This window comes from Rhodanobacter sp. AS-Z3 (genome assembly GCF_029224025.1).
GTDB lineage: Bacteria > Pseudomonadota > Gammaproteobacteria > Xanthomonadales > Rhodanobacteraceae > Rhodanobacter.
This window is the reverse complement of sequence record NZ_CP119392.1, coordinates 721,493-741,524: the sequence shown is the minus strand read 5'-3', so window position 1 is coordinate 741,524 and position 20,032 is coordinate 721,493. Positions and strand designations below refer to the sequence as shown.

Genomic DNA, 20,032 nt, shown 5'->3' with positions numbered 1-20,032 from the left:
CCGGCAACTACGGTTCGGCGGTCAGGCCCAGGGCGCGCACGCGTAACGTGGCGAACGCGCCGTCGCCGGCCAGCGCGGTGATTTGCTGCTCGCCGGTTTGTGTCAACGTGATCGCCATGGGCGCATCGGCATCGCTGCTGCCTTGCAGGCGCCCGTTCAACAACCACTGCACCGGACCCTGCGCACCCAGCGCGCGCAGGTTGACGCGTAATGGCTTGTCGCTGTTGGGCGCCTGACGCAGGGTGACGCCATCCGTGAGTCCGCTGATACGAATGGGATTCGAACTATCCAGTGAATCGGCGGCACAACCGGGTGCCAACGGAGGCAGCGCCGAACTTGCCCGATCATCGCGATTCAGCCACGGCGTGGCCAGCGCGGGCCAGCGCGCTAACGGGATCGTCTGCTCATGCGGCGCATGACAGACACCACTGAGTCGACGCCCCTTGCGGTCGACGCGCAAGTTGATCAGTCCGGCCGACCACGCACCGAGTCCACGTTCGGCAAACGTGGGTGGCAGCGCGTCGTCAAGCAGCCACGCCGTACGGTGCTGCCGGCACAGTGCCGGATCGGTGGCATCCATCGCACCGCCCAGCGGCCAGCAGATTTCGCGTTGGCTGACGCTGGCCGGCTGCGCAGCAACATGGCCACCACGTGAGGGCAGCATGTCGGCAATCTGGAACAGCAGCGGCAGCGCGGTGACCGCGCCGTACTGACCAGGCGACGGCGTGCCATCCGGACGGCCAATCCACACGCCGATAGTCCAGCGATCGGTGACCCCGATCGACCACGCATCGCGATAGCCATAACTGGTGCCGGTCTTCCACGCCACGCTGGCGTGACGATTGATGGCACCGGCCAGCGGACCACCTTCAACGTCGGCCGGGTTGTGCGCCAGGATGTCGCGGATGATCCACGCTGCGCCCGGCGACAGCAGCCGTCGCGGGTGTGCGGGTTCGTCGGCGGTATAGCGCGGCGTACCCGCAATGCCGCCGTTGGCGAATGCGGTGTAGGCACCGACCAGCGCCTCCAGCCGGGTCGAGGCGCCGCCAAGAATGATCGACAGGTTCGGCTGCGCACCGGCAGGCAAGCCAAGATCAACTCCACCGTTCGCCAAGCGCGCCACGAAGCGGCTCGGCCCGACCCGATCCAGCACATCCACGGCCGGCACGTTGAGCGAACGCTGCAAGGCCTCGGCGGCGCTGACCGGCCCGGAGAATGCCTCATCGAAATTGCCTGGTTTGTAGCCGCCGAAATCCTGCGGCGCATCGACCAGCAGGCTGGCCGAATTGATCAACCCGTCGTCCAGCGCCAGCCCATACAGGAACGGCTTCAGGGTGGAACCGGGTGAGCGTGGCGCACGCACCATGTCGATGTAACCGTGCCGCTGCGGGTTGGCGAAATCGCTGGTGCCCACATAGATGCGCGCTTCGAGGGTGGCGTTGTCGACCACCAGCAATGCTGCCGAGGTATGCGGCGGCAAGCCCGACAGATAGGCGCTGACACGCTCCTCGGCGGCCCGCTGCAGGTTCGCGTCGATGGTGCTGGTGATACGTCGCAACTTCGGCTGCTGCCGCTGCAGACGCTCGGCCAGCAACGCCGCGGATAGCGGCGCACGCAGCGAGCGCGCGGTCACCGGCTCGATCTCGGCATCGCGAACCTCGGCTGCGCTCCACACATCCAGATCACGCATGCGCCGCAGCACCTTGTCGCGTGCCACGCGCGCTGCCTCGGCGCGGCGGTCCGGACGCAGCCGACTGGGCGATTGCGGTAACACCGCGAGCAACGCGGCCTCGGCATGCGAAAGCCGCGTCGCTGGCTTGCCGAGATACGCCCACGACGCCGCCTCGACGCCTTCGATCGGCCCACCGAACGGCGCGTGGTTGAGATACAGGTCGAGGATCTGCGCCTTGCTCAGATGCGCCTCCAATTGCAGCGCGCGGAAGATCTGCACCAGCTTGCCGCGAAAGGTATGCGGGATCGGGTGAATGATCCGCGCCACCTGCATGGTCAGCGTGGAACCGCCCGAGACGATGTGGCCGTGGATGATGCCGCCGGCAAAGCCGCGCAACAGCGCATACGGATTCACTCCGGGATGGCGATAAAACCAACGGTCTTCGTAAGTCAGCAAGGCCTGCAAATACAGCGGCGACACCTGCTTGGCCGTGGTCGGATAACGCCACACACCATCGCTGTCGGCAAACGCGCGCAGCGGTGTGCCATCGCGTGCCAGCACCACGGTGCTGCCGGTGTCGGGTGCAGGTAGCCGCAGCGGGAACAGCCGGTCGAGGGCAAAGGCGAGCAGGAAGACTGCTGCGCAGGCGAGCAAGCTGCCACGCAACCAGCGCCATCCGCGGGAGCGCCGCGGTTTTGTGGTCGCTGCGATGATTGAGGTCTTCATGAATCTGCGAAAGCGCTGGCGGAAAGTGCCCGCCCTGCGAAACAGGGCGGGCAGCAAACCTCAGGGTTCGATCACGGTGATGCTTGCTGGCGTGACCTTGCCGATGCCACGCACCGCCGGGCGATACATGTCCTCGACCAGCGGTGGCGGCACGACATAAGTGCCGGGTGTCACCGCACGCACCAGATAGAACACACGGGCCTTGTCACCGCGACGCAAGTTGAGTGCGGCGGCGTAGCGGTCGTCGCGGTATTCCTCGTGCGTGGTATCGGCAGCCGACGCGTGATTCTCCAGGTCGATGCCGTCGATCACCACGCCCGCCCAGGTCTGCGCACCACCGAGGTTGAGGTTCTCCACTTCCAGCCCGCCCGGCAGCAGGTCGGTGACCAGCGCATCGGGGACGTCCATGCGCGCCTCGATATCCAGCTCGACGATCAGCGTGTCGCCTTCCTTCAGCGTATCGCCGTCCCACGGTTTTCCATCGGTGGTGTAGTAGCTGCGGCGCACATCGATCTGGCTGTCATCGGCCGCCGGCGCCTTCTGCGGAATACCGGCCACATCGAGCGTGGCGAAGATCGCCGCGTTGCTGGTCGGCTGCAGGGTCACGCCGGCGTTGAGTTCGGCCACGCTGAGCTCGCGACTCCACACACGCTGGTCCGGCGCCTGCTCGGTCTTGCCGCCTGCCGTGATCGAAACGGCCAGCGGCGCCTTGCTCTTGGCATCGAACGCGCGTGCCACGCGGGCGATCGCCGCCTGCTCCTGGGTGCTCAGATACGACCACGACCAGCGGTAGTTCTTGTCCTGCTGCTGGCGCTCGCGCACGTTGGCGGTGGCATTGCGCGCCCAGTCCACCAGCTTGGCGTCGTAAGCCGGTTTGTTCATGCCGTAGGTATGCGTGAGCGAGACCATCAGGGCGAGGTCGCGCAGATCCGAGCCGTAATCACCGACGTACCAGGGCCGCTCCTTGGTCCACGCGAACGCTTCATCGATGGCCTTCTGGGCGCGATCGTTGTCGCCCATCAACTTCAAGGCGATACCCAGATGCACCAGCGGCAACGGCGCCACCAGTTTCTGCCGCTCGTTGTCGAAGATGGCGCGCAGCGTGCCCAGCGGCGCCCGGTTGACCCGCGCCAGCACGAAGCCGGAATAGGCCTCGTCGGCCAGCCGCATGTGGTCGTGCTGCTCGTAGCCGTAATACGGATGGCCGCCGGCAAGCAGGTCGTCGTTGAGTCGCTGCAACGACTTCTGCAGCACATCCTGCGGCACGGCGAAGCCGTCGTCGCGAGCGTCCAGCATGAAGTCGACCACGTACGGCGTGGTGAAGGTGACGATCGGGCTGGTGCCACCCCAGAAGCTGAAGTGACCGTTGCTGGCCTGGAACGAGGCAATGCGTGACAGCGCACCCTCGACCGCCGCCTTGCGCACCTCGTCAGTCATCACCGGAGCGCCCAGCGCGGTAGCCGTCTGGCCGTCCAGAATCAGCGCCGCGTAGCCCTTGCTGGTGGTTTGTTCGATGCAGCCGTAGGCGTATTTCAGCACGTCACGCAAGGCCGCCGCATACGGCAACGGCGGCAAGGTGCTCAGGGTGATCCGTGCGCGCACCGTGGCCGGCAACAGCCCAGCCAGCGCGGCGCCACCGAGGTGTTCACTCTTGCCCGCTTCCAGCGCCATCGGCGTGGTGGTGACGGTTTCCGGCCAGGCCGGACGCACGGAGAACTCGAAGTGGCGGTCCACCTTGTAATCGTTGAGTTCCGCGTGGATATCCACGGTCGCCACCGCTGCACCGGCCTTGGCGGTGACCGGCATGTGCAGCGTGGTGCCCGCACCATCCTTCAGCGCGACGCTCTGGCTCGCCTTGTCGACGACGATCAAATCACTGCCCTTGACGCTGACCTTCGCTACGCCGTCCTTGCCGGACAGGTTTTTCAGATCGAGGCTGATCATCGCCTTGTCGCCGGCCGCCATCACCCGCGGCGTGCTGGGCTCGACCACCAGCGGCGCACGCACGGTGACGCTGCCGTCGGCATTGCCGTAACGGCTGTCGGTATAGGCCAGCGCAGCCAGCCGCAAACTGCCGTTGAAGTCGGGCACATCGACATGCAGCACCGCCTTGCCTTGCGCATCGAACGCGACCGGGCCGGTGAACAGGTCGACAATCTGCACTTTCGGATTGAGCCGCGTCGCCTTGGGCAAGGCGGCTGCACTCATGTCGCCGCCGTAGCGCAGCTTGGCCTGCTCACCGTCCATCGCTTCGATGATGCGGCTGTACAGATCGTACGCATCCACGCTGAGCGCGCGCTTGGCAAACATCCATGCCCACGCATCGGGCACCGGATAGTCGGTGATGTTGAGCACGCCCTGATCGACCGCGGACAAGGTGACGAACGCCGTCTTCCCGGCCAGGCCCGTCGCCTGCACGCTGACATCAAGCGGGTTGCCCGGACGCATCAGCGTCGGCGCGTCGAGCTTCAACGGAATGCGTCGGTCAGTGCGATCCATCGCCACGTATTCCACACCCAGCGCGCGTGCCGGCGTGGTGTGCTCGGCCGCTTCGCCACCGCGGAACACCAGCGCTGACACATAGACGTCGTGACGCTCCCAGTCCTTGGTCACCGGAATCTCGAAGGTCGCGCCAGCCTTTGCGTCGATGTTCCTGGTGTAGAGCAGATGATCCGATTCCACCAGCAGCACGCCGGGTCCGGCTTGCGGCGGTGTCACCGTGACCTTCATGGTGTCACCGGCACGGTAGCGTGCCTTGTCCAGCTGCAATTTCACCTTGTCCGGGCGCGCTTCCTTGCCCAGATTCTCGTCGTCCCAGCTGTAGCCGGCGAAGAACGGAAACACCGTGGTCAGCTTGGTGGCCGGGTCATAGACCTCGACGCGGTAGCTGCCCCACTCTACCGGGAACTCCACATGCGCCGATTTTCCGGCAACCACGTCGACGTCTTTCTCTTCGATCAACTGCAAGTGCTGGTTGGCGTTGGACTGCCAGCCGCCGTTCTGCTCGTACAGCCAGTAGAAGTCGCGCAGCTCGCGCTGCAGGCGCACCTTCAGGTGCGCGCCGGCAACGAGATCACCGTTCGCATTCGCGCGCACGATTTCGAAGCCGACCGGACTTTCGCTTTCCGCGCCCTGCTTCGGATCAAACAGCGGGCGCACGCCGACCAGCGCGTCGGCTGGCCAGTAGGTGCGCTTGAGCAGGCGCGTCACCGCGCGACCACCGGTTTCATAGACGCTGCCGGACAACGTCACCGCCAGCGGCGCGACCGGCTTGACGTCATCCGGCAGCGGCACGTCCTGTTCCAGCACACCTTGGGCGTCGAGCTTCGCGTCGACGACGTCGTCGGCACTCTTCGGCAGTTCGACCAGCGGGTCGCCGAAGAAGGTGTCCTTCATGTTCGCCAGCGGGTGCACTTCCGGCGCCACCAGCAATTTGCCGGTGAAACGGTTGCCATCGGCGGGCGCACCATACAGATAACTGGAAGCGACCTTCAGCTTCAGCGGTTCATCCGGTGCCAGCTGCTTCTGCGGGCTGGACAGCTCGACCTTCAGCCGTTCCGGCAGGAACTCCTCGACGTGGAACGGGAACGCCTGCACGGTTTCCTTGCTGGCCGGGTCGAGGCGGAATTCCAGTTGCCACAGACCGGTCGGCGCGTCGGCCGGAATCAGCTGACTCAGTTCGAAGTAATTGAGTTGCTGCGGCTCCAGCCGCTTCTCCACCAGGGTGCGACCGTCGGGCTGCTTGACTCGCACAAACAACGATTGCGGCTTCATCGGCTTGCCGTCGTAATCGCGCAGCAAGGCGGAGGCGTGCAGGGTTTCGCCGGGGCGATAGAGATCACGACTCGACCACGCATAGACTTCGAACGGCGCCTGGCGGCGGCCGCTGATGTCGAAGTTCGACACATCCAGCGCCGGCCGGTTGAACGGCAACACCGAGACGTCCTTGCCGTGACGCGCGACCAGCACGTCGGACGGCTTGATCTTGTAGGCGATCAGCGCATTGCCGTCGGCATCGGTGCTGGCCTTGAGCTTGCTGTGGCCGTTCTCGTCTCGCACGTCCACATCCACGGCCTGGACCGGCGTGCCGTCGCGCAACGAGGCGACGTGCAGCAGCACGTTGTCGCGATAGACGCGCAGGTGCAGGCCAAGGTCGCTGACAAAGAACGTGGCAGTGTCGTAGCCGTCCTTGAAGGTGCCGCCGGCCTTGACCACGGCCATGTAGACGCCCGGCTGCGACAATTCCTTGATGTTCTGCACCGGCAGATAGGTCACCGTGCGCTCGTTCGCGTCGCCACCCAGGGTGTAGTGGTTGGCGTAGACCGAGTCGGCGATGTCGGTGATCGGCTGGCGACTGCGCTGGTCGTCGCCTTCACCGCAGCGGTTGTAGGAGTTGACGTCGTGATCGAGGTCGTAGCTGTCGCGATGACCGTTGCGCGGATAGGCGCAGAACAGGTCCGACAGCGCATCGTCGTGCACGCGGAAGAATTCCACGTCGGCATCGTGCACGTTCATCGACACCAGCGGCAAGCCGCGAGTGCCGCGCGCCGGCAGTACGCTGCCGTGCGAGGCAAAGCCCACCGCCGCCGGCAGGTTGCCGGAGTAGACGTCGTGTTTCACATCGTGACCGAGCGTGCGACCGTCGGCCGCCAGCACGCCGGATTTCAGTTGCACCGCGTAACGCGTGTTCGCCTGCACGAATGGAAAACTCAGCGTCTTGCCGTCGTCATCCAGACTCCAGCTGCCGCTGACCACTTCGCCGTTCGGACCGGTCACCGCAATCAGGCTGTCGAACGACTGGGCCGAGGCTAGCGGCGCGTTGAAGCGCAAGGTCAGCGCAGTGCGCGAGTCGCTGGTTTTCGAGCTGGCCGAGACCAGCACAAAGCCGGCCTTGCCATCGTCGCCGGCATGCGTACTTGACGCGCTGGCCGGCGCCGCCGCTTGCAAGGCCGGCTTGCCGTCGTCGCCACCACGATGACAGGCGGCCAGCAACAGGCCGAGCGAGAGGCTGGCGAGAACGCGCCACGCGTAATGGCGACGGGAATGCTGAGTCGATCGAGATGGCATGCAACCTTCTCCCTATAGGTTTGCGTGAAAGTATCACCACCATTCATGGCGGTCTGATGGCACGGATCGGGCCGGCCGATTATTTTTGCTGTCAACGCAAGCTTACCGGGGCGCGGCAAGATCCTGTCGCCCCAGCCAGTCGCCCAGTTGCATGAACACCTGGGTACGCCCCGGCTCGGCCTCGTTGAACAGCTCGTGATACAGCGTGGAAAAGAAACGCGTGGTCAGCTGGCCGCTGTTGGCTGCCTTGCGAGCGAACGCGCGACTACCCGCAGGATCAACCAGGCCGTCGCTATCGGCAACCAGCAGCAGCGTTGGCACGGCAAGCTTGGCCGCATCGCGGATGCAGGCCGCGCCCGCGTGGAAAATGAAATCAGCCAGCCGCGGCGTGATCCAGCCATGACGCAGCGAATCGCTGCGGTAGTCGGCGACCACGGCAGCGTCGTGTGAAAGCTTGTCGACCTCCAGCCCGTTGCGTAGTGGCAGGTTCGGCGCGATACGACTGAGCAGGCGCGCCAGCGCGATCATCCGCGGCGACTCCCAACTGCGCAGCGCCGGTGATGACAACACCATCGCCGGCGGCGTGAGCCGGCCATCCAGCACCGCTCGCGCAGCCACCAGCCCGCCCATGCTGTGGCCGAGCAGCAGCGGCACATGCGGCTGGCTGTCGGCATGGTTCTGATAGACCGTGGCCAGATCCTCCAGCAGATCATCCGCATGTCGCAAACCGCCACGCCGGCCCGGCGTGCGGCCGTGGCCGCGCTGGTCATAACCGCGCACCGCGTAACCGCGTTGGTTGAACCACGCAGCAAGCCGCTGGTAGCGTCCGCTGTTCTCGCCCAAGCCATGCACGATCAGCACCGCACCACGCGACTGTGCCAGCGGCCAGTCGCGCACAAACAAGCGCTGGCCGTCCGCCATGCTCAGCCAGGACTCACCCTGTTTGACGCTTTCGACGCGATGCGACGGCGTCGCTGGTTCGCTTTGCTGCACTTCAGACCTCATCTGCCATTCCACGGACTGCCCTGAGTACGGCGCGGCTACGGTGGGCTTGAACGCATCACGCCACCGTATGAGACCGGTGGCGAGTGCTGGCCGTCAAGGCTCGATGACGCGCAGGTTCTTGGTCAGCAGATCCAGCTTGTGCTTCATGCCTGGCTGCGCCTGAGCACCCTCGACGCCGACGAAGGCGCTGTACACCACGCGGGTCGGCTTGGCAGCTGCAGCCACCACGCCATTGATCTTGGTCAGACCCTCATCCTGCCGCGCGACGCCATTGTAGGGATAGTTGTGCTGCGACACCTTCTGCCACAGGCTCATCATGTCCTCGTCCAGGCCAGTTGGCGGAGCCACGAAACGCTGGACGGCGACATGGGCGTGATCATCGGAGGACTGGGTTTTCCAGACCACCACGGCGCCGACATCCCAGCTTGGCGTTTCCTTGTCCATCAGGAAGCGGAAGCCGAGATACAACAGGTTGCCTGGCTTGATCGCCTGCACCTCGGGCGTATACGAGAACGCCACTCGCTGTGATGCGTAGCTGAAGCGGTGCTCGTCGTCGAGGCCAAGGTGGATGGTCTTGAACGCGGCCGGCAGCAAGGCCGGCATGGCGAGGAACTGCTTCCACTGCGCCAGCGAACCTTCGTAGGTGACAACGACAAAATTGCTCAGCTCGTCCATGTCCAGCCGGGCGTCGTAGACAGCGGAGGCCTGCACGAAACGCGTCATCGCAATGCTTCCGTCCGGTACCGGCAGCGAATACAGCACCATGAAACCGTTGGCATAGGGGAACGGCCAGACTTCGACGTGCCACGGACGCTGCCAGCGATCGGTGTGCACCGTCTCGAAGCTCGGCTTGCCGAGCGAGGTGACCTTGACCTTCTCGCTACCGACCTGGCGCTGGAACATGCCGGTCTGCGCCATCAGATCCATCCGTACTGACGCATCGTCGTAGAACTTGGCGGCGTCCACGGTGTCCGGGCGACGCAGATGCGACAAGCCGTTGCGCCCGGCAGCGCCCACTTCCAGATAGCCGTTGCCATCCAGTGGCAGGTGCCGCGTACTCCTGCCGGTATAGCCCCACTCGCCGTCGCTGCCACGCGTGATCAGCATGGGGAACGAATTCAACTGGGTCTGCTGATAAAGCAGGCGTTCGGCGCCCTTGCCACGGGGAAACAGGTTCGCCGACTCTTTCGCCAGCAAGGCCTTGATCTGTTCGTCGCTGAAGGCTTGCAGACGCTTCTGGTATTCACCGTAGAACGCGGCCAGGCTCAGCGGCAACTTGAACTGCCCCTTGAACGTCGCGGTCTGGCGCGCATCGAACAGATCCAGTTGATAGCCGCCGCGGGAATCCATTTCCGCCAGATTATCCGGCGCCGCCAGCACGTCGCGGATCGGCAAGGCGTAATTCAGGTTCTCGTTCGCCGACTTCATCAGCACAATGCCGATCAGCTTGCCGTATGCATCCAGGAGCGGACCACCGCTGTTGCCGGGCGATGCCGCCGCGGAGAAGCGCATCCACTTCCAGCGGCCATCCTGATCTTCCGGCGTGTCGGAGGTGTACAGCCCATCGCGGATCACCACACCGGTACCCAGCGCATTGCCGACCGCGTAGACCACCGAGTTCAGCACCGGTGTCGCATTCACTTCGAACGCGGCCGCCGAGGCCGGCTGTTCAGCCAGCGAAAACACCACGAAATCCCGCTCCAGCGAGAATTTCAGCACCTTGTCGATCGCGTAGACGTGACCGCTGGCGTCGCGCAAGGCCGGCTCGCCCCACAGGCTGTTATTGCCAATCTGCAGCACGTGCGCGGCGGTAACGTAGCGGTTATGGCCCAGCGCAAAGGCGGTGCCGATCGAGTAATACTTGTCGTTGCGCTCCTGGAACGGCAGCAAGTCCAGCGGCAGCGGTTTCTCGTACGTCAGCGGGTCCTTGACCGGCTTGGCCGCCACCACTTCGAACGTGGCCGCCTGGATCTTCGGCAGCACCGACGGATCGAGACTGGCGGCGTGACTGGTGGCCAGCGCAAACAGACCAAGCATCGAGACCAGCGCGAGTCGACTGGCAACGGTGCGCATGAAGCCGGGCCGGCGCCGCGGCAATTCCATTACGTGCATGAATGTCCTTCGCTTGAACGCCGCCACCAGATTCCCCCCTCGGGTCCCTGGGCCATGACGACCGAAGCTCAATACTGCCATGAGCGCTGGCGCCATGCATGACAAGCTGCGTGAACCCTGCGGCCGGTTTCATCAGCGCAACCGACAGGCTGGCGCAGAACACGGTAACCGGCCTCGTGGGGAGACCACCGAACCGTTCCGATAGCCGTTGCCACTAGAGCTTGAGATACCAGCCACGGCGATCCATCGCCCACACGATCAACCACCACAGGGCGACAAAGACCAGCGCAAAAACCAGTGACGGCACGTACGCACCAAACCGCGGTGTCATCCAGTCGGCGAACAGCGTGTGATACCAGTCATCCTGACCCAGCGACGACAACACGATCTGCAGCAACTCCGAACCGGCATAGGCGGCAATCGCGTTCAAGCCGAAACGGCGACCCGGCGCCGGCCAGCCGTGGCGATCGATCAGGACATGGAACAGCAACAAGGCCAGCGTGGCCCAACCCGTCGTCCACATCACGAAGGAGGGTGTCCACAAGTTCTTGTTCAGCGGCAGCCACAGCGACCATACGACGCCGAGCAATAGCGACAGCAACGCGGCGACGAACAACCGCTGCCGCCGTTGCTCGCGCAGCCAGCAACCCGCACGCAGGCCCAGCAAACTGCCCGCCAAGGCCGGCAAGGTGGCCAGCAAGCCTTCGGGGTCGTGGCCCTGACCGGTCTGCGGATTGATCATGTAAACGAAGCGACCAAACACGGCGCTGTCGACCTGACTGGCCAGATTGGTCCACGGCTGCAGCGAACCGCCGAGCACCAGCAAACCCCAATAGCCGAACAGCATCGCCACGATCACCGCCCACTGCGTGCGCGCCTGCGTGTAGATGGCGAACACCGCCACACCGGCAAAGCACACACCGATGCGCTGCAGCACGCCGGGCAGGCGCAGGTGCGCGCCGGGCATCAACCACCACGCCAGCAGGTTGATCAGCACACCCAGCCCGATGATGCGCAACGCCCGCAGCATGGCTCCATGGGCAAGCGCACCAGGGTCGGCGCCCTGCTCCAGCCGCGGCAGCACCGACAACGCCACCGACACGCCCAGCACAAACAGGAAGAACGGAAAAACCAGATCCGTCGGGGTGCAGCCATTCCATGCCGAATGTTCCAGCGGCCAGTAAACATGACTCCAGTCGCCGGGATCGTTGACCAGCAGCATCGCCGCCACGGTGCAGCCGCGCAGCGCGTCGAGTGAAGTCAGTCGCTTCATGCGGCGCGCGTGCTCATGGCGTCAACACCACCGCGCCGATCGCATACAGCGGTCCATCGATCGGCGCCGTATAGATCAGGCACAAGCGGTGTTCACCGGATTGCGCTGGCAGCGCCGCCTGCAAGCTGAAGTCAGTTGCGCTGTGCGCCGGGTCAGGCAAAGGGATGCTGGCAACGGACGGGCCGGCGCAGCTATCCAGGTGCACCACCAGCTCGCCGAACGGCGTGGCATGCGGGCGTGAAACCACCAGCTTCTGCTCATGTGCCAGCGCGAAGTTGCGTGGCAGGCGCACCGCATTCACCTGAAGCGAAGCCACGCCATCCATCCACAGCGAAGGCGTTTGCTGGCAGCTGTCGAATACGTTCACCGCATACACCGGCTGCGTGCTCTGCGCATCCGGCGTGGGCTGCAGGCGCAGGCGGAAGTCGCTGCCCGGGCAGTTGGGCAAGGCGTTGCCGGGCAGACTGAGCAGGGCTGCGCGATCCAGCACGCGTTCGCGCGCGGTGGCCAGTTGCGAGCCGTCGACAGCGAAGGTGGCGGCACGCACGGTAACCGGCAAATCCACATTGAACGGAGTCTGGTAACGCGCCGACGTGGTGGTCGGGGCGCTGCCATCCAGGGTGTAGTGGATCGCCTCCACACCGACCTGATTCGCCAGCGTCACGGTGGTTTTTCCGGTGGCCAGGGCGAGGTTGCGGTCGGCGTCTATGTCTACGGCATAGGCACTGTCGGCCACCTTGATGTGCTGTGCGCGATAGCGCTCGAACTGGGCCGGCAAACGGGCCAGAAAGCTCGACCAGTTGATGCGGGCAGCCGGCGACCACGCCACTTCGCTGAGCGCCGCCACCCGCGGGAACGCCGCGTGTTCAACGTGCGCTGCGGTGGGAATGTGCTCGGTCCAGATGTTGGCCTGCAAGCCCAGCACGTGCGCCGCCTGGCTTGAACTCAGCACGCCTGGCACGGCCTGGAATCCGTACACTTCCTTCAGCGATTGCACACCCAGCCGGCCGGCATATTCATCGGCTAGCCCGCCTTGCACATTGTCGAAGTACAGACCCGGCGCCGGCGACAGCACCACGTCATGACCCAGCATCGCGGCCTTGATCGCACCGTCAGTGCCGCGCCAGGACATGACCGTCGCGTCGGCCGGCAAGTGGTCGCCTTCGAGGATTTCATCCCAGCCGATCAGCTTGCGGCCGTGCTGGTCGAGGTACTGGCCGATGCGGTCGATGAACCATCCTTGCAGCGCGTCTTCGCTGGTCATGCCCAGCGCGCGCATCTTCGCCTGCACCGCGGGCGAGGCCTGCCACTGATCCTTGATCGCCTCGTCGCCACCGACATGGATGTATGTCGACGGGAACAACGCCATCACTTCGTCGAGCACGTTGTCGATGAAGGTAAACGTGGCATCGTCAACGTTGTACAGATACGGATTGACACCCCAATCCACCGACACCTGGGGTCGCTGGCCAGTGACGCCCAGCTGCGGGTAAGCCGCCACTGCCGCTTGCGCATGGCCGGGCATGTCCAGCTCCGGCACCACCGTGATGAAGCGCGCGGCGGCGTACGCCACCACCGCGCGAATCTGCGCCTGGGTGTAGAAACCGCCATAACGCTTCGGCTCGCCGGCCTGACCGGCGTCCGTCGCCGTACGCCATGCGCCGATGCGGGTGAGCTCGGGATAGCGCTTGATCTCGATCCGCCATCCCTGGTCATCGGTGAGATGCCAGTGGAAGGTGTTGAGCTTGTGCTGGGCCATCTGGTCGAGCACGTTCTTGATCTCGGCCACGCTCTGAAAGTGACGCGCAGAATCCAGCATCAAGCCGCGCCAGGCGAAGCGCGGCCAGTCGCGAATGCTCAGCGCAGGCACGTCGACCGCGCCCCTTTTCGCATCCGGCGTCAGCAACTGGAACAAGCTGGTCGCGCCGTGGAACAAGCCGGCATCGTCACGTGCGGTGATGCGGATGCCTTGCGCCGTAACGTCAAGCGCGTAACCACCGGCCTGCGCTACCGGCGCTTGCGGGTCGCGCTGCAAAGTGATGGCGCGCTTGCTTTGCTCGGCGTTGGAAATACGCAGCTGCAGGCCGCGCGTGCGCGCCAGCAGATCAATCAGATAGTTCGCGGTGCTTCGGGTTGACGCGTCGTGGTCGGCCAGCACGATGGCGCTGTGCGCATCCACGGTAAAACTGCCCTGCTGCGACTGGAACTGCGCGGGCAACGGAATCAACGAGGGCGTCGTCGGCCCCGTTGCGCATAGCGCTGGCACGGGTAGCAAGACGACGAAAACCAGCAAGAAACGGCTTCGGAACGAAACACTACGGCGGTTCATGGAGCTCTCCTGGTCGGTCGGTCCAGCATGCCATCGTCGTGGCCACCCCGGATAAAAAGACGGACCCGCAAAACAACGCCGGGCCCGCTTGGGGGAGTGCAGGCCATCCCTGGCCTGCCATGTATTTGCAGCAATCAGAATGAGAGGTGCGCGTTCAAGTAGTACTGGCGGCCGTTCTCGTAGAACGCGTGCGGAATGTTCACCGTCTCGTAGTACTTGTAGGTCGGGTTGTTGAGGTTCATCGCGTCCAGGCTGAAGCTCAGCCAGTCAGTGGCCTTGTAGCTCAACGAGGCCGACAGCGTGCCGAACTTGTCCTGGTAGTACGGGCTGGCGCCGGACAGGCCGATCAGGAACGACGAGCGGGCGGTGTAGCTCACCCGCGCACCGAACTTGTCGCTTTCGAAGTAGGCACCCACGTTGTAGGTGTTCTTCGAGGTACCCAGCAAGTGATTGCTGCCGTCGGACCAGGTGAAGGCCGAGGAACCATCGGCATAGGTGTAGTTGGCATCGACACCGAAATTGTCACCAATCGGCTGGTTATAGGCCAATTCCACGCCCGACACCTTCGCATCGGCGTTGACCGGCATGGACACCTGATACGGCTCCAGCTGATGGGTCAGTTCGCTGAACAACATCTGGGTCTGGATGCCGTAGGCAACATAGTTCTTCATGTTCATCGAGTACGCGGTCGCCGCCAACAGGCCGCGCGGCATGAAGTACCACTCGATGCCGGCGTCGAAGTTGGTGGACAACACCGGCTTCAGATGCGTGTTGCCGCCACCGCCGGTCTTGCTCAGATCCGAACCCCATGACGACGCGCCCAGTGCCGAGTAGTCAGGCAAGGTCTGGGTCTGTGACGCGGCGAAGCGGAACAGCACGTTGCTGGCGAGGTTGAACTTCAGGTTCGCACTCGGCAGTGCGCGACTGTAGTTGTTCTTGGTATTCACGCGCGTCCATGCACCGAACAGGCTCGACACATCAGGTACCACCGGCGCGGCCACGGCGAAGTAGGTGTTGATGTCCTGCTTGATGTTGACATAGCGCAGGCCAACGTTGCCGCTCCAGTTATCGCCCTGGAAATTGGCCTGGAAATAGGCGGCCATATTCCTTTCGTCGACGGAGTACTCGGCGCCGTAGTTGTGGCGGCCGGTGGGGCCATCGTTGTTCGACAACCAGGTGGAATTGGCCGTGATCGCGCTCTTCAACGCACCCGGGGTGAAGTACCAGATGTTGGTCGGAAAGCTGCCGCCGATGCCCGCCGCAAAATTGCTCGGGTAATTGCCGGTGGCAGCGCCCTGCAGTGCCGGCCAGATGTTGCCCGGGCTGGCGCCTTCCGGCGACTGCACTTCACGGTCATGCTTGGCGAATCGCACGCCATAGTTGAACGAGGTCAGTACACCGCTGTTGAAGTACTGGGTGAAGTCAGCCGTGCCCCATTTTTCCTTGTCGATCGCCTTGACCTGCTGGTTACCCCAGGTGCCAAAGCCGGTCACGCCGGCCGGGCTGATGTCGCCGCCCACGGTCCAGTCCACCGGCGCACTGATGCCGTGCGTGCTCCAGCTGGCGCCGCCGCCATTGGCCGCGGTGACTTCGGCGATGTACTGCGCGGAGGTCTCACCGGTGCCCTTGGTGGTGCCAACCTGGAACTTGCCTTCGATGTTTTCCGAAGCCTGCCAGTCGGCATCGAGGGTGTAATACGACGCCTTCGAGGTGGCATCGCGGCTGATCATGTCGTACACGATGTAATTGGTGCCGGGCACGCCGGCATAGGTGGCGTCGGTCAGCACGTTGTTCTTCACCACGTAGCCGGGTTGCGGCGCCTGCGTGGTGGCAAAATTGCCGCCCCACAACATGAAGTTGCGGTTGTAGTTGTTCGCCGACATGTCCGAGCGAAACGCGTTGAAGTCCAGCGTGAGGTTGTCCGCGGGCTTGAACTGAACGTCGAGCAGGCCGCCCTTGCGGTCACGCACCTGGGTGAACAAGGTGGAGCCCAGCAAGCTGGGCACGCGCACGCCGGACAAATCCGGGTTGCTGGTGGCCAGCGCCGAACCCGGGGCAATCGTGGTGAAGCCGGCCGGAAGCTCCTGCGCTTCGCGCTGCAGGCTGCGCTTCTGCTTGAACAACTGCACCATCACGCCGAACGTGCTGTCGGCATTCTTGTAGTTGAACAGCCCCGAAAGCTGCGGGTCCGTCTTGCCGGCCGTGCTTGAATGCACGCCGCCCACCGTCAGATTGGTGGTGAACTGCTTGGTGAAGTCCAGCGGCTTGCGCGTGATGATGTCGACGCTGCCGGTGGTGCCGCCGTCCATCAGGCGGGCTTCGGACGACTTGTGCACTTCCACGCGGCTGACCAGTTCGGACGGCAGCAAGGTGTAGCTCACGCTGCGTCCCATGTTGCTGCCCTGGCTGAGCACGAACCAGTCGGCCGAACCGACCGCATGGCCGTCGATGGTGGTCTGGGTCAGGCTGGGGCTGGTACCACGCAAGCTGACGCGGTCGGCTTCATCGAAGCCGCCTTCATCGGCGCTGGCGGAACTGATATTCACGCCCGGCAGCCGCTGCAGCGTATCGGCGACGTTGTGCGCCGGCAGCTTGCCGACATCCTCGGCGGTGACCACTTCGAGGTTGGAGTTGGCGTCGCGCTTGATGTCCAGCGCTTTTTCCACCGCGCCGCGAATACCGGTGACGACGACGGTGCTGAGATTCTTTACGTCATCAGCGCGAGCCTTCTTCTGCTGCTGGGTCGAACTGGTGTCCGTGCTGTCCTGCGCATAGATCGCACTGGATACGCACAAGCTGGAAATGATGCTTACGGCGAGTAGTGTCTTGCGGTAATTCATGGTGTTCCTCCCCTCAGAGGCTGGCTCGAATCAGGACCGGCGTAGTGACGGTCATGGCTGGTTTTGATCAGGTGGATAAGACGTTGGGTGCCGCAGTTCGCTTGGTGCCGTGGTGCTGGATCGGGCTCATGTCATGCTTCCTGCCCCCTGTCGCGCTGTTCGTCCAGAAACCAGCCTGCGGCACCAATGACGCCAAGCTGGCCGTGCTCGATCAATCGAACCGGAACCTGTTGCAACCAGGCGCGCATCACGCCCTTGTTGAAGTAGCGTTCGGAAAAACTGCTGGTCAGCAGGAACGGCTGGATTTGCGGCAGGATGCCGCCGGCCAGATAGACCAAGCGCGCGCCATACAGCAGCACCAGGTCGCCGACGAAGCTGCCCAGCAGACCGCAGAAAATTTCCAGCGCCTCGACGGCAGCCGCGTCGTTGCCAGCCAGTGCCGCGCCGGTGACTTCGGCCGGGGTGAGCTGCCGTGCCGCGCAACCACGCAACTCGCACAGCGCGCCGTAAAGCTTGAGCAGGCCGGGGCCGGACAGGGCATCTTCGAACGACACATGCGAGCGCTCGCGGCGGAACAGGCGCAAGATCTCGATCTCGCGCTCGCTACCCGGCGCCAGTGAAATCTGCCCCGCCTCGGTAGCCAGTACCTGCGCGCGGGAACTGCCCGGCAATAGCACCGCCGAACCCAGGCCGGTACCCGGACCCATCACCAATACCGGCCCGCGCGACGCCGGCTGGCTGCTTTCGATGATCGAGCGCGCGTCGTTGGCAGCAATGAGCTGGGTGGCATAGGCCACCGCTTCAAAGTCGTTGATCACCGCCACCTGGCGGATATCGAGCGCGGCGCGAATCTCGGCGATGGACACTGACCACGGCAGGTTCTGATTGACGATGGCATCGTCCACCACATAGCCGGCACACGCGACCGCGCATTCGCGCAGCTGTACACGCATGCCAGCGTGCGGCGTGCCGGCAAGCTGTTCGACAAAATCCTTGAGCATGGCCGGAAGGCCGGACCAGTCAGCGCAGCTGTAACGGTGGTAGTGCAGCACGTTGACCGACTGCCCGTCCTTCGCTGCGGTCACCAGACCGATGCGCGCATGTGTGCCGCCGACATCGGCGGCCAGCAAGGGTCGTACCGAATCCTGGCCAAGTTGGCCGAGACCGTGCGACGACAAACCCGTCATCAGCGACGCAGTCGTTGCCGCAGATGCCTGGCGCTGGTTGGCGCGTTCCCCCACTTCACCTCTCCCGTGTCTGGCCCGTTGGCGACTCTGACGTGCTGCCGCACGCGGTCTGGCCTGAGTGGGGCCGAGTCTGCTGTCAAAATGACAACGTTGTCAACAGGACAGTTCACGAAACTTTCTGCGGTCACTGCGGCAGCGCACAAAAGCTGTCGTGACACTCCTGAGGCTGAGTCGAGATGGGCGCTTGAAGGCTTGAAATGCACCATATCCGTGCGCTTATCGTTTCCGACTACCTGGTGACGCACCGCCGCATAGGTCGTCTTTTTGGCCGTCTGAAAGTCCGCTGCGGGGCGCAACAACAGACACCGGTTTGCGGCCATGATTGACAACGTTGCACTTTTCCGCGAATAAAGAGACATTCCAGCCTGTCCCGGTCACCCGACCGGCAGGCGCGGCAACTCCGGGGGATTCCATGGCAACGACGCAGACGGCCACGCCGTCCCAGCACACTTCGTATCTCGGCCCGATGTTGATCATCGGCGTGCTGTTCTTCATTTTCGGATTTGTCACCTGGCTCAACGGCCCGCTGACGATCTTCGTGAAGCTGGCCTTCAACCTCGACGACGTCAGCGCCTTCCTGATTCCAGTGGCGTTCTATCTGTCGTACTTCTGCCTCGCCCTGCCCTCTTCCATGGTGCTGCGGCGTACAGGCATGAAGAAAGGCATGGCGCTCGGCTTGTTCGTGATGGCGATCGGTGCGGTGCTGTTCGGCGAGTTCATCAACATCCGCATCTATCACGGCGCGTTGGTCGGCCTGTTCGTGATCGGCGCGGGTTTGTCGTTGCTGCAGACGGCGTCCAATCCGTACATCAGCATTCTTGGACCGATCGACAGCGCCGCACAGCGGATTGCCTTCATGGGCATCTGCAACAAGGTGGCCGGCGCGCTGGCGCCGTTCGTGTTTGGGGCGCTGGTGTTGAACGGCATCGACACACTCGACCAGCAGGTGAAGTCCGCACCCACTGCGGCAGCACGCGATCTGCTGCTCAACAGTTTTGCTGCGCGCGTGTACTGGCCGTACATGGCGATGGCCGCGTTGCTGGTGCTGCTGGCGATCTGGGTGGTGCGCTCGTCGCTGCCGGAGATCAAGCCGGCCGGCGCCAACGACGAGCAGGCGATCGGCCATTCCGGCCGCAGCATCTTCAGCTTTCCGCACATGTGGCTGGGCGTGCTGTGCCTGTTTCTTTACGTGGGCGTCGAAGTGATGGCGGGCGATGCTATCGGCATCTACGGCCAGGGCTTCGGCTTGCCGCTGGACTCGACCAAGCACTTCACCTCGTACACCATGCTCGGCATGCTGGCGGGCTACGGCGTCGGCCTGCTGGTGATCCCGCGCTTCATTTCGCAGCAACGCTATCTGGCGGTGTCGGCGATCCTCGGCGTGGCCTTCGCGATCGGCGCCTACGTCACCCACGGCTACGCGTCGGTCGCCTTTGTTGCCGCACTCGGCTTCGCCAACGCGATGATGTGGCCGGCAATCTTCCCGCTGGCGATCAAGGGGCTGGGCAAGCACACCGAGGCCGCGTCCGCGTTGTTGATCATGGGCATCGTCGGCGGCGCGCTGATTCCGCAGGTTTTCGTGCATCTGAAGCAGGTGATCGACTTCCAGCTCGCCTTCCTGTGCGTGATGGTGCCGTGCTATCTGTACATCCTGTACTACGGCGTGGCCGGCCACCGGATAGGCCAGACGGCGGCCAGGTCCAGCGCTCCGCAAGGCACATGAGCTAGGATGCATACGCTGCCGCGCAACCCGGCGCCGCT

General features: G+C 64.1%; 9 protein-coding genes. 1 reads left to right on the top strand and 8 read right to left on the bottom strand.

Going from position 1 to position 20,032, the window contains the following annotated elements:
* Positions 1-7: 7 nt before the first annotated feature.
* From pbpC to glk, 8 genes are all read right to left on the bottom strand, one after another.
* Positions 8-2,398, bottom strand: a complete 2,391-nt coding sequence (pbpC, locus tag PY254_RS03120; protein WP_281014017.1) for a penicillin-binding protein 1C — start codon at positions 2,396-2,398, stop codon at positions 8-10.
* A 60-nt stretch (positions 2,399-2,458) separates the two neighbouring features.
* Entirely contained in the window at positions 2,459-7,465 is a 5,007-nt protein-coding gene (locus tag PY254_RS03115; protein WP_281014016.1) for an alpha-2-macroglobulin family protein, read from the bottom strand.
* A 102-nt stretch (positions 7,466-7,567) separates the two neighbouring features.
* Positions 7,568-8,470: an alpha/beta hydrolase gene (locus tag PY254_RS03110; RefSeq protein ID WP_281014015.1), complete on the bottom strand. Its 903-nt coding sequence runs from the start codon at positions 8,468-8,470 to the stop codon at positions 7,568-7,570.
* Between the two features lie 93 nt (positions 8,471-8,563).
* A complete protein-coding gene (locus PY254_RS03105; RefSeq protein WP_281014013.1) occupies positions 8,564-10,582 on the bottom strand; it encodes a S1 family peptidase in 2,019 nt (672 codons plus the stop codon).
* A gap of 214 nt (positions 10,583-10,796) precedes the next feature.
* Positions 10,797-11,855 (bottom strand): acyltransferase family protein, encoded by a 1,059-nt coding sequence (locus tag PY254_RS03100; protein WP_281014012.1) that lies wholly within the window; start codon positions 11,853-11,855, stop codon positions 10,797-10,799.
* Between the two features lie 13 nt (positions 11,856-11,868).
* Complete coding sequence (locus PY254_RS03095) at positions 11,869-14,184, bottom strand: beta-N-acetylhexosaminidase (RefSeq protein ID WP_281014011.1); 2,316 nt, start codon at positions 14,182-14,184, stop codon at positions 11,869-11,871.
* A gap of 134 nt (positions 14,185-14,318) precedes the next feature.
* Positions 14,319-17,024 (bottom strand): TonB-dependent receptor, encoded by a 2,706-nt coding sequence (locus tag PY254_RS03090; protein ID WP_281014010.1) that lies wholly within the window; start codon positions 17,022-17,024, stop codon positions 14,319-14,321.
* A gap of 131 nt (positions 17,025-17,155) precedes the next feature.
* Complete coding sequence (glk, locus tag PY254_RS03085) at positions 17,156-18,265, bottom strand: glucokinase (protein ID WP_281014009.1); 1,110 nt, start codon at positions 18,263-18,265, stop codon at positions 17,156-17,158.
* Positions 18,266-18,683: 418 nt separating this feature from the next.
* Here glk and PY254_RS03080 point away from each other — a divergent pair, with 418 nt between their 5' ends.
* Entirely contained in the window at positions 18,684-19,994 is a 1,311-nt protein-coding gene (locus tag PY254_RS03080) for a sugar MFS transporter (RefSeq protein ID WP_281014008.1), read from the top strand.
* Positions 19,995-20,032 lie beyond the last annotated feature (38 nt).